Below are 11,760 nucleotides of genomic sequence, written 5' to 3'. Positions count from 1 at the left end.
GGGGGGGGGGGGGGGGGGGGGGGGGGGGGGGGGGGGGGGGGGGGGGGGGGGGGGGGTCGGTGCCGCGCCGTGCGGGGGTCAGGGCTCGAGGACGACCTTGCCGAACTGGCGGCCCTCGACGAGGCGCGCCAGCCCCTCCCGCGCCTGCGCGAGGGGCAGCACCGCGTCGACGACGGGGCGCACGCCCGCGCGCACGCACAGGCGCAGGAGGTCCTCGAGGTCCGCGCGCGTGCCCATCGTCGAGCCGACGACGCGGATCTCCTGGAAGAAGACCCGCGTGAGCTCGGGTGCCTCGGGCTCGCCGGTCGTCAGCCCGACGACGACGACGGTGCCGCCCGGGCGCACCGTGCGCAGGGAGTGCCGCCACGTCGCGCGCCCCACGCTCTCGAGCACGAGGTCGACCCGCGGCACCCGCGCCCCCGGCTCCACGGCCGCCGCCGCGCCCAGCGCCCGCGCCCGCTCACGGCGGTCCGGGTCGCGCCCGGTCACCGTCACCTCGAGGCCCGCCGCGGCGCCGAGCACGGTCGCCGCCGTGGCGAAGCCGCCCCCGGCGCCCTGGACGAGCACGCGCTGCCCGGGCCGCGCACCGCCGGCGACGAACAGCGCCCGGTAGGCCGTCAGCCAGGCCGTCGGCAGGCACGCGGCCTCGACGAAGGACAGCCCCGCCGGCTTGTCGACGAGGTTCCACGCCGGGACGGCCACGCGCTCCGCCAGGGTGCCGTCGTAGCGCTCGGACAGCAGCGAGCGGGGCTCGTCGGCGTCGACGCCCCGGCCGTCGGGGCCGCCGACGACGGCGTGCACGACGACCTCCCGCCCGTCGTCCGTCACGCCCGCGGCGTCCGTCCCGAGCACCATCGGCATCCGCTCGGCCGGCAGCCCGACGCCGCGCAGGGAGAACACGTCGTGGTGGTTGAGCGACGCGGCCCGCACCGTCACCGTCGTCCAGCCGGGGCGCGGCGCGGGCTCCGGGTGATCGCCGACCCCCAGACCGGCCAGCGGGTCGTCGGGGGAGGGGCGGACGGCGGTGGCGGCGAGCACCCCGCCCACGCTAGCGAGGGGCCCACCAGGATGGGGGCGTGAGCCCCCGCCGCCCGACCCGCCGCCGACCGGGCGCGGCCCCCGCCCCCCGCCTGCGGCGCCTCGTGACCCGCGGCGCCCCGCCGACGCGGCCGGTGCCCGCGGTGACGCACCTCGACCCGGCCACGCTCGGGGACGTCCTCGGCCTCGGCCTGCGCGTCGGCGAGGCGATGGCCGGCCTGGGCGCCTCGGCGCTCGAGGTGACGACGGCCGTGCGCGGCGTGGTCCGCGCGTTCGGCGCCCGGGGCACGCAGGTCGACCTCACGTTCACGTCCATCACGGTCTCCGACGACCGCGGCCCGGGCGGCGTGCCGCTGACGGTCGTGCGGATCGTGGAGTCGCGGTCGCTGGACTACGGGCGGCTGCAGCGGGTGGCGGAGCTCGCGCGGGAGCTCGGGGCCGTGCCCGTCCCGCCCGACGAGGTGCCCGCGCGGCTCGCCGCCGCGACGGCCCGCCTCGAGGCGGTGCTCACCGCCCCGCGCCCCTACCGCCGGGGCGTGGTGACCGCCGCCGTCGCCCTGCTGGCGGCGGCCGTCGCGGTGCTGCTCGGCGGCGGGCCGGCCGTCGCGCTCGTCGCGGCGCTGACGTCCGCGGGCATCGACCGCGTCGTCCTCGGCCTGGCCCGCGCCGGGCTGCCGCCGTTCTTCCAGCAGGTCGGCGGGGCGGCCGTGGCGGCCCTCGTCGCCGTCGGGCTCTTCCTGGCGCTGCCCGTGCTGCCGGTGGACCCGGGTCTGCTGCCGCCCTCGCTCGTCGTGGCCTCGGGCATCGTCGTGCTGCTGGCCGGGCTGCAGCTCGTGGGGGCGGTCGAGGACGGGCTCACGGGCTTCCCCATCACGGCGGGGGCGCGCTCGTTCGAGTCCGTGGTGCTCACGCTGGGGATCGTCGTGGGGATCGCCGGCGTGCTGGACGTCGCGCGACGGGCCGGCGTGCCGCTGGTGCTGCGCGACCCGGCACCCGTCACGGCGCCCCTGGCCGTCCAGGTGCTCGCGGCGGCGGCCGCCTCCCTGGCGTGGGCGGTGGCGTGCTGGGCGTCGGGGCGCGCCGTGCTCGCCGCGACGGTCGTGGGCGGCCTCGGCTGGGCGGTGCTCTCCGGGATGGGCGCGCTCGGGGCGGGCGCACCGGTCGCGAGCGCGGCCGCGGCGACGGTCGTCGGCTTCACCGCGTCGACCGCGGCCCGGCGCCTCGGCGCCCCCGCCCTCGTCACCGGGGTCTGCGCGATCGTCCCGCTGCTGCCCGGCCTCGCGGTCTACCGGGGGCTGTTCGGGCTCGTCGACGCCCCCACGGCCGACGCGCTGCTCCCGGGCTTCGCCGCGCTGCTCGAGGCGGCGCTCATCGGGCTGGGGCTAGCAGCCGGGGTCACGCTCGGCGAGCTGCTGGCGCAGCCCCTCGTCGCCCGGCGCGGGACCCGCCGGACGGCCCGCGCCGCGCTCCCCGGCGGCTGACGACGAGCGGGCGGACGCACCCGTGGGCGGCCGGCGCAGGCCGGCCACCCGCGGGTCGCCGGCGTCAGGCCGGGCTGCGGTCCGCCGTGAGGTCCCGCACCGCGGCGTACTGCTCGCGCACGAACGGCACGGGCTCGCGGACGGGCAGGACCGTCGGCGCACCGGCGGCCGACCACGCGGGCGGCTCGTCGCCGCCGGCCAGCACCCAGGCCGCCTGGCGTGCGGCGCCGTCGGCGACGTACTCGCCGGGCGTGGGGACGTGCACCTCGAGGCCGAGGATCCCCGGCGCGAGGGCCTGCACGGCGGCGGACTGCGCCGCGCCGCCGACGAGGTGCGCCCGCTCGACGGGCACGCCCGCCGCCCGCAGCGCGTCGATGCCGTCGGCGAGGGAGCACAGCAGCGCCTCGACGGCGGCCCGGGCGATGTGCGCGGGGGTCGTGTTCGTCAGGCGCATGCCGTGCAGCGCGGCGGTGGCGTGCGGCCGGTTCGGGGTGCGCTCGCCCTCGAAGTAGGGCACGAGGACGAGGCCGTCGGCCCCGGCGGGCGCGGACAGCGCGAGGTCGGCGAGGCCCGCGTGGTCGACGCCGAGCAGGGTCGCGGCCCAGTCCAGCACCCGGGCGGCGTTGAGCGTGCAGGCGAGGGGCAGGAAGCGCCCCGTCGCGTCGGCGAAGCCCGTGACGAGCCCCGAGCCGTCCGCGGTCGGCGCCTCGGCGATCGCGGAGACCACGCCGGAGGTCCCGATGGACACCGCGACGTCGCCGGGTCGCAGGCCGAGCGCGAGGGCGGCGCCCGCGTTGTCACCGGCACCGGGCCCGAGCGCCGCGCCGGACCCGCCGAGGACGGCCGCCGTCCCGGTGCCCGCCCGCTCGGCCGGCCCGAGGACCCGGGGGAGCGCCGGCACGTGGCCCAGCGCGCGCTCGAGCAGGTCGGTGCGGTACTCACCGGTGGTCGGGGACCAGTAGCCCGTGCCCGAGGCGTCGGAGCGGTCGGTGACGAGCCCGTCGAACCCGACGCCCGCGTGGCCGCCGGCGAGGCGCCAGGTCAGCCAGTCGTGCGGCAGCGCCACGGCGGCGGTGCGCGCGGCGTTCTCCGGCTCCGCGTCCCGCAGCCAGCGCAGCTTCGTCACCGTGAGGGAGGCGACGAGCACCGAGCCGACCGCGTCGGCCCACGCCTGCGCGCCGAGCTCGGCGACGAGCTCCTCGGCCGCCCCCGCGGAGCGGGTGTCGTTCCACAGCAGCGCGTCGCGCACGACCTCGCCGCCCTCGTCGAGGGCGACCATGCCGTGCTGCTGGCCGCCGACGGACACGGCCGCGACGTCGGCGAGCCCGCCCGCCGCACCGACGGCCGTCTCGAGCGCGTCCCACCAGTGCCGGGGGTCGACGGACGTGCCGTCGGGGTGGGACGCCCGGCCGGTGCGCACGAGCGCCCCGGTCTCGGCGTCGCGGACGACGACCTTGCAGGACTGGGTGGAGGAGTCCACCCCGGCGACCAGCGTCATGACGTTCCCTGTCCGGCCCGGGCGGCGTCGCGGCGGGCCTCTCGTCGCCCGGCGAGGGGCGGGGGTGCTGCGGGGAGGGGGACGGCGACGGCCCGCCGCACGCCGGAGGGCGCGCGACGGGCCGACGCCCGGGGTGGTGCGGGGGTCAGCGGGCGCCGATCGCGTGCTCGAGCGCCAGCTGGTTGAGACGGACGAAGCCGAAGCCGCGGGCGGCGACGCCCTCGACGTCGAAGTCCTCGAACGCGGAGCGGTCGGCCAGCAGGTCGGCCAGGGTCTCGCCCTCGCCGAGCGTCGGCTGCGCCAGCTCGAGCACGCCGGACTCCTCGAGCGCCGCCTGGACCTCGGGGTCGGCGCGGAAGGCCTGGGCACGCTCCTTGAGCAGGAGGTAGGTGGCCATGTTGGCGCGGGCCGACTCCCAGACGCCGGCGATGTCCTCCGTGCGGGAGGGCTTGTAGTCGAAGTGGCGCGGGCCGTCGTAGCGCGGGCCGCCGGCGGGGAAGCCGTTCTCGACGAGGTCGACCGTGGCGAAGGCGGAGAACAGGTCGCCGTGGCCGAACACGAGGTCCTGGTCGTACTTGATGGACCGCTGGCCGTTGAGGTCGATGTGGAAGAGCTTGCCGGCCCACAGCGCCTGGGCGATGCCCGTCGTGTAGTTCAGGCCCGCCATCTGCTCGTGGCCCGTCTCCGGGTTCAGGCCGACGATGTCGCCGTGCTCGAGCTTGGCGATGAGGCCGAGGGCGTGGCCGATCGTCGGCAGGAGGATGTCGCCGCGGGGCTCGTTCGGCTTCGGCTCGATGGCGATCCGGAGGCCGTAGCCCTTCTCCTTGATGTAGGCGGCGACGGTGTCGATGCCCTCGGCGTAGCGCTCGTGGGCCGCGTACAGGTCCTTGGCGGAGTCGTACTCGGCGCCCTCGCGGCCGCCCCACATGACGAAGGTGTCCGCGCCGAGCTCGGCGGCGAGGTCGACGTTGCGCACGACCTTGCGCAGGCCGTAGCGGCGGACGCGGCGGTCGTTCGACGTGAACGCCCCGTCCTTGAAGATCGGGTGGCTGAACGTGTTCGTCGTGACCATCTCGACCGTGATGCCGGTCTCGGCCAGGGCGCCCTTGAAGCGCTCGAGGATGCGGTCGCGGTCGGCGGCGCTCGAGCCGAAGGGGACGACGTCGTCGTCGTGGAACGTCACGTGGGCCGCGCCGAGCTCGGCGAGGCGGTGGACGGACTCGACCGGGTCCAGCTCGGGACGGGAGGCGGAGCCGAACTGGTCCTGGGCGTTCCAGCCGACGGTCCAGAGACCGAACGAGAACTTGTCCTCACGGGTGGGCGTGCGCGTCATCGCGAACCTCTCGGTGCTCGGGGCGGGCGCACCGGGGCGCCGCTGCCCGTATTTGTTGTCGCGATGAACATATGCGCTCCGAGCCGCTAGGGTCAAGACGTGTCCTCCGCCCCGGCCCTCGACGGCCCCGTCGACGGCCCCGTCGACACCTCCGTCGACACCTCCGTCGACACCTCCGCCGGCCGCCCCGGCGCGGCCCCGCCGGCCGTGCGCGCGGCGGCGGCCCCCTCCGTGCCGCTGTCGACGGGGCGCGTCGCGCGGGCGGCACGCCAGGACCGGATGCGCGAGCACAACCTCGGCCTCGTGCTCGCGGAGGTCGTCGACGCGCGGGAGCCCGTGTCGCGGGCGCAGGTGGCAGGCCTGACGGGGCTGTCCCGGGCGGCCGTCACCGGTCTCGTGGACCGCCTGGTGGTGGCAGGCCTCGTCGCCGAGCTCGCGCCCGTGGCGCAGGCCCGCGCCGGCCGGCCGGGGGTGCCGCTGGTGCCGGCGCGCCGCACGGTGGCGGGCCTCGGCCTCGAGGTGAACGTGGACTACCTCGGCGTCCGTGCGGTCGACCTGGCGGGGGAGGTGCTCGACGAGCGTGTCGTGCACGAGGACCTGCGCGGCAGCGACGCCACCGCCGTCCTCGCGCGGCTGGCCGCGATGGCCGACGAGGTGCGGGCCGGCCTCGCCGCCGCCGGCGTCCGGCTCGCCGGCACCGCGCTGGCGCTCCCCGGGCTCGTCGACGGCCCCGTCGGCCCCTCCGCCGGCACCGTCCCCGTGCCCGGCGGCCCGCTGCGCGTCGCGCCGAACCTCGGGTGGCACGACGTGGACCTCGGGCCCACGTCGCCCGTCGGCGCCCTGGCGCCCCTCGTCGCGAACGAGGCCGACCTCGCCGCCCGGGCGGAGGCCCACGCGCGCCGCGGCGGCGAGCCGCCGAGCTTCTTCTACGTCTCCGGCGAGATCGGCATCGGCGGCGCGAGCGTCCAGGAGGGCGAGCTGCGGCCCGGGCGGCACGGCTGGGCGGGCGAGATCGGGCACGTCGTCGTGGGCTCCGGGCCCGACGGGCGGCCCCAGCGCCTGGAGGCGGTGGCCGGCCAGCGGGCGCTGCTGGCCGCCGCCGGCCTGCCCGCGGAGGCCCCCGTCGACGCGCTCGTCACGGCGCTGACCGGGGGCGACGCGGCCGCGGCCGCCGCGGTCCGCGCCGGTGCCCGCGCCCTGGGCACGGCGCTCGCGGCGGTGGCGCACGTGGTGGACGTCGACGACGTCGTCCTCGGCGGCACCTTCGCGCACCTCTTCGACGCCGTCCGGCCCGAGGTCGAGGCGGTGCTCGCCGAGCTCGTCGTGCACTGGGCGTGGTCGCCGGTGCGCGTGACCCGGGCGCAGGCGGGGGACCTGGCGGCGCTCACCGGCGGGGCGCTCGCCGTCCTGGCCGGCGTGGTGGCGGCCCCGACGGCCTGGGGCGCCTGAGCGGGAATCCCCTCGCGGCCGGGGCCGGGCCCTCGGCACACTGCCGGGGGTGACGCCTGTGCCCACCCCCGTGCCGAGCCCCCCGGCGGCGGACCCGCCCGAGATCACCGCCGACCTCGTCCGGCGGCTCGTCGCCGAGCAGCTCCCGCACCTGGCCGGGCGGGCCGTCACGCCCGTGCCGCGGCAGGGCTGGGACAACCGCACGTTCCGGCTCGGCGACGACCTCACCGTCCGCCTGCCCAGCGCGGCGGGCTACGTCGCCGCGGTCGAGAAGGAGGACCGCGCGCTGCCGCTGATGGCCGCGCACCTGCCCGTGCCGGTGCCGGTGCCCGTCGCGACCGGCCGGCCGTCCGCGGCCTTCCCGTTCCCGTGGTCGGTGCGCCGGTGGATCGACGGGGAGCCGCTCGACCACGCGCGCGACGTCGACCGCGACGGGCTCGCCCGGGACCTGGCCGCGTTCCTCGTCGCGCTGCGCGCCGTGCCCGCCGCGGACGGCCCCGTCGCGGGGCGCCACTCCTTCTTCCGCGGCTGCCACCCCGGCGTGTACGGCGACGAGGTCGCCGAGGCCCTCGTCCGCCTCGGCCCGCGCGTGGACGCGGCCGCCTGCCGGGCGGTGTGGCAGGACGCGGTCACCACCGCCTGGCCGGGGCCGCCCGTGTGGTTCCACGGCGACGTCGCCGCCGGCAACCTCCTCGTCGCGGGCGGCCGGCTGGCCGCCGTCATCGACCTCGGCACGTGCGGCGTCGGGGACCCGGCCTGCGACCTCGTCGTGGCGTGGACGTTCTTCGACGCGCCCGAGCGGCGGGAGCTGCGCGACGCCGTCGGCCTCGACGCGGCCACCTGGCGGCGCGCCCGCGGCTGGGCGCTGTGGAAGGCGCTCGTCACCGTCGCGGGGATGTCCGGGTCCGACCGCGACGGCGGGCAGAGCCGCGCGCTGGCGGCCGTGCTGGCCGACCCGGTCGTCGGGGGAACCGTCGTCGGGAGGCCCGCCGGCTGAGGCCCGGCCCGGCGCCCGCGGCCGTCAGCGCGCGTCGAGCTCCTCCGTGGCGGTCTCGAGGAGGAACCCCCGCAGCAGCGCCCCCACCTGGTCCTCCTCGATGAGGAAGCCGTCGTGCCCGAAGTCCGACACCACGGTGCGGACGGGGCCCGCGCCCCGGATGCCGGCCGCGATGCGCTCCGACTGCGCCGGCGGGAAGAGCCGGTCGGTGTCGACCGCGACGACGAGGGCCCGCGCCGTGATGGCGGCGAGCGCGGCCTCGACGCCCCCGCGGTCGCGCCCCAGGTCGTGGGTGAGCATCGTCTCGGTGAACCGGACGTAGGTGTTGGCGTCGAACCGGCGGGCCAGCTTGTCGCCGTGGTGGTCGAGGTAGGACTGGACGGCGTAGCGCCCGTCGACGAGGGGATCCTCGGCGCCCTGCGGGATCCGGCCGAAGCGCTCGTCGAGCTCCTTCGCGCTGCGGTACGTCTGGTGCGCGATCTGCCGCGCGACGCCGAGCCCGGCGTGGGGGCCGTCGCCGTCCGCCGCGCCGTAGTAGTCGCCGTCCCGGAAGCGCGGGTCGAGGCGGATCGCGGCGAGCTGGGTGTGGAAGGAGGCGATCTGGTCGCCCGAGGTCTGCGCCGCGGTCGCGATGGCGGCGATCGCCCGCACCCGCTCCGGCGCGCTCGCGGCCCACTCCAGCACGCGCAGGCCGCCCATGGACGCCCCCACGACGAGGCTCCAGGCGTCGACCCCGACGAGGTCGGCGAGCCGCAGCTCGGCGGCGACCTGGTCCCGCACGGTGAGGCGGGGGAAGCGTCCGCCCCAGGGCCGCCCGTCCGGGGCGGTGGAGGCCGGGCCCGTGGAGCCCTGGCAGCCGCCGAGGGCGTTCGGGGCGACGACGAAGTACCGCTCCGTGTCGATGGGAGCGCCGGGACCGACCATCGAGGACCACCAGCCGGGCGTCGGGTGGCCCTCGCCGGCCGGCCCGGTGACGTGCGAGTCGCCCGTGAGCGCGTGCAGCACGAGCACGGCGTTGTCGCGCGCCTCGTTGAGGGTGCCCCAGGTCTCGTAGGCCAGCCGCACGACCGGCAGGCGCCCGCCGCCCTCGAGCAGGAAGGGGCCGAGGTCGGCGAACCGGCGCCGCCCGACGGGGTCGCCGTCGCGCCACGCCGCCGAGGCCGGCACGGGCGGGCGCCGCTCGAGCGGCACCCGGCTGCCGGCCGCGCCGACCGGCGCCTCGCGGGGCGGGGCGCCGGCCGACGGACGGGTGGTGCGGTCGGGCACGGGCTCAGGCGCCCTTCGCCGCGCGGAAGCCCGCGTCGAGGTCGGCGAGGATGTCGTCGATCCCCTCGAGCCCCACGGCCAGGCGCACGAGGCCCGGGGTGACGCCGGACAGCGCCTGCTCCTCCTCCGTGAGCTGGCTGTGCGTCGTCGAGGCCGGGTGGATGACGAGCGAGCGCACGTCGCCGATGTTCGCGACGTGGCTGTGCAGCTCCAGCGCGGAGACGAAGGCCTGGCCGGCCTCGCGGCCGCCGTCGAGCTCGAACGCGAGCACCGCGCCCGCGCCGCGAGGGGCGTACTTCACCTGGTTCGCGTGCCACGGGCTGGAGGCCAGGCCCGAGTAGTGCACGCCGCGCACGTCGTCGCGGGCGTCGAGCCACTCCGCCACGCGCTGCGCGTTCTGCACGTGGCGCTCCACGCGCAGCGACAGGGTCTCGATGCCCTGCGCGAGCAGGAACGCGTTGAAGGGGCTGATGGCGGCGCCGAGGTCGCGGAGCAGCTGCACCCGCGCCTTGAGGATGTAGGAGAGGTTGACGCCGAAGATGCCGCCGACGCCGAGCGCCTTCGCGAACTCCAGGCCCTTGTAGGAGGGGTCGGGCGTGTTGAACCCGGGGAAGCGCTCGGGGTGCTGCGCGTAGTCGAAGGACCCGCCGTCGACGATGACGCCGCCGATCGCGGTGCCGTGGCCGCCGAGGTACTTCGTCGCGGAGTGCACGACCACGTCGGCGCCCCACTGCAGCGGGTTGATGAGGTACGGCGTCGCGACGGTGTTGTCGACCACGAGCGGCACGCCGGACGCGTGGGCGACGCCGGCGACCGTCTCGATGTCGAGGACGTCGGAGCGGGGGTTCGGGATCGTCTCGGCGAAGAACAGCTTCGTGTTCGGGCGGACCGCGTCGCGCCACGCCTGCGGGTCGTGCGGGTCGGAGACGAAGGTCGTCGTGATGCCGAGCTTCGGCAGCGTCCACCGCAGGAGGTTGTAGGTGCCGCCGTACAGGGAGGGGCTGGCGACGACGTGGTCGCCCGCCTCGGCGACGTTGAGGATCGCGTACGTCTCCGCGGCCTGCCCCGAGGCGACGAGGAGCGCGCCGACGCCGCCCTCGAGCGCGGCGATGCGGTCCTCGACGACCTGCTGCGTCGGGTTCGTGATGCGCGTGTAGATCGGGCCGAGCTCCTGCAGCGCGAAGCGCGCCGCGGCCTGCTCGGCGTCGTCGAACACGAACGACGTCGTCTGGTAGATCGGCAGGGCCCGGGCGCCGGTGGCCGGGTCGGGGGTCTGCCCCGCGTGGATCTGCTTGGTCTCGAAGCTCCAGCTGTCGCTGCTCATCCTGGTCCCTCTCGGTGGGTGCGGGGGCCGCAGGGAGCCGACGGGCGTCGACCTCGCCCGCGGGGGGCTGCTCGGGTCGCGCACGGGGTGGGCCGGGCCATCCCGGGACGTCGCACCGGCGGGTGCGACGGGTCCTGCGGGAGGCGGCGGGCGCGCCGGACGTGCGCTGGGGTCAGCGACACATTCGGCGGCAGGTCATGACGGGGAGGTTACGGCGGGGCCCTCGTCGCCCGGAACAGCCGTCTCATTTGCTGGACGTGCGCCCGCATGCTGAGAACGACGCAACTCGTCGCCATCGCTGCATCCCTTCACCTCCGCGCCCCCGCGGCCGATGGGCAGAGGGGCGGCGGGTGACAGGAGTGACCCGTGTGACTCGCGATGTTCGAGTGACGGGTGTTTTCTTCTGGGACGGGCGCGGGTACGGTCCGACGGGACCCCGGGACGCGTGCGGCACCTCCGTGCGCCGTCCCCACGACGACGGGACAGGTGACGCGGTGCGCAGGCACGACCGGAGGGACGGCCACGCCGCCCGTCGCGGGCGGGTCCCCGGGACCGCGCTGCTCGTGCTCGCGCTCGGCCTGGGTGCCGGGGTCGCCGGTGCCGGCGGCGCGCTCGCCGCGCCGGCGCCGCCCGTGACCGACGAGGACGTGCGCGAGGCGCAGGCCGCCGTCTCCGCCGCCCGGGGTTCGGTCGCCGCCATGGAGGTCCGGCTCGCGGAGCTGTCCGGCACGCGGGAGGCGGCGGAGAGGGCCGTCGGCTCCGCGGCGGAGGACTACGCCGCCGCCACCGCCGCCCGCGACGCCGCGGTCGCGGAGTCCGAGGCCGCCGCCGTGCGCTCCCGCGACGCCGACACCCACGCGGAGGAGGCGCGTCGCACCCTCGTCGCCATCGCGCGTGAGATGACGCGGACCGGCGGCTCGACCGAGCTGCTGCGCGCGCTCGTCTCCGCCGACGACTTCGAGCAGGTCGCCGCGCGCAGCTCCGCGCTGGACCACCTCTCGGGCAAGGCCGACCAGGCGGTGCAGGAGTTCCGGGCCGCCGGGGTCGTCGCCGACGCCCTCCAGGGCCGTGCCCGCGCCGCCGCCGACGAGGCCGGGCGCACCACCGCGGCGGCGCAGACCGCGCTCGCGGCGGCGCAGGAGGCGGAGCGGGCGGCGGAGGTCGCCGTGGCGGCGGCCGACGCCGAGCGCGACGGGCTCCTCGTCGCCCTGGCCGCGGCGCAGCAGACCAGCGTCGAGGTGCAGCGCCAGCGCCAGGACCAGGTCGAGGCCGAGCGCCGTGCCCGTGAGGAGGCGGCCGCGCAGGCGGCGCGCCTCGCCGCCGCGCGGACGGCCGCCCCCGCACCGGCCCGGGCGGCCGTCGCCGCCCCGGCGA

At 77.9% G+C, this 11,760-nt stretch carries 8 protein-coding genes and 1 pseudogene; 4 read left to right on the top strand and 5 right to left on the bottom strand.

Annotation, left to right across the window (positions count from 1 at the left end):
* Positions 1-78 precede the first annotated feature (78 nt).
* On the bottom strand, positions 79-1,038 hold the full coding sequence (locus EJA20_RS16495) for a zinc-binding dehydrogenase (protein WP_129339635.1): 960 nt from the start codon (positions 1,036-1,038) through the stop codon (positions 79-81).
* Positions 1,039-1,076: 38 nt separating this feature from the next.
* On the opposite strand from EJA20_RS16495, the gene EJA20_RS16490 reads away from it, so the two are divergent.
* Positions 1,077-2,519, top strand: a complete 1,443-nt coding sequence (locus EJA20_RS16490) for a threonine/serine exporter family protein (RefSeq protein WP_129339634.1) — start codon at positions 1,077-1,079, stop codon at positions 2,517-2,519.
* A 64-nt stretch (positions 2,520-2,583) separates the two neighbouring features.
* Here EJA20_RS16490 and xylB read toward each other — a convergent pair whose 3' ends face one another.
* Together xylB and xylA are read right to left on the bottom strand one after the other, a co-directional pair.
* The gene (gene xylB / locus EJA20_RS16485) at positions 2,584-4,017 is read right to left on the bottom strand and encodes a xylulokinase (RefSeq protein ID WP_129339633.1); all 1,434 of its coding nucleotides are present in this window, start codon (positions 4,015-4,017) and stop codon (positions 2,584-2,586) included.
* A 145-nt stretch (positions 4,018-4,162) separates the two neighbouring features.
* Positions 4,163-5,350, bottom strand: a complete 1,188-nt coding sequence (gene xylA, locus EJA20_RS16480; protein WP_129339632.1) for a xylose isomerase — start codon at positions 5,348-5,350, stop codon at positions 4,163-4,165.
* Positions 5,351-5,449: 99 nt separating this feature from the next.
* Between xylA and EJA20_RS16475 the strand changes: the two genes are divergently transcribed.
* Together EJA20_RS16475 and EJA20_RS16470 are read left to right on the top strand one after the other, a co-directional pair.
* A complete protein-coding gene (locus EJA20_RS16475; protein ID WP_240675590.1) occupies positions 5,450-6,799 on the top strand; it encodes an ROK family transcriptional regulator in 1,350 nt (449 codons plus the stop codon).
* A gap of 49 nt (positions 6,800-6,848) precedes the next feature.
* Positions 6,849-7,796 carry an aminoglycoside phosphotransferase family protein gene (locus EJA20_RS16470; protein ID WP_240675589.1) on the top strand — a complete coding sequence of 316 codons (948 nt, stop codon included), beginning with the start codon at positions 6,849-6,851 and terminating at the stop codon, positions 7,794-7,796.
* 24 nt (positions 7,797-7,820) lie between these two features.
* Here the strand turns inward: EJA20_RS16470 and metX are convergent, their stop codons facing one another.
* Together metX and EJA20_RS16460 are read right to left on the bottom strand one after the other, a co-directional pair.
* Complete coding sequence (gene metX / locus EJA20_RS16465; protein ID WP_129339631.1) at positions 7,821-9,062, bottom strand: homoserine O-acetyltransferase MetX; 1,242 nt, start codon at positions 9,060-9,062, stop codon at positions 7,821-7,823.
* Positions 9,063-9,066: 4 nt separating this feature from the next.
* Complete coding sequence (locus EJA20_RS16460; RefSeq protein ID WP_129339630.1) at positions 9,067-10,386, bottom strand: bifunctional o-acetylhomoserine/o-acetylserine sulfhydrylase; 1,320 nt, start codon at positions 10,384-10,386, stop codon at positions 9,067-9,069.
* Between the two features lie 494 nt (positions 10,387-10,880).
* Between EJA20_RS16460 and EJA20_RS16455 the strand changes: the two are divergent.
* Positions 10,881-11,760: pseudogene (locus EJA20_RS16455) on the top strand (NlpC/P60 family protein); the annotation flags it as partial.

This window comes from Cellulomonas endophytica, from assembly GCF_004123805.1.
In the GTDB taxonomy this organism is placed as follows: Bacteria; Actinomycetota; Actinomycetes; order Actinomycetales; family Cellulomonadaceae; genus Cellulomonas; species Cellulomonas endophytica.
This window is presented reverse-complemented; position numbering and strand designations above follow the sequence as displayed.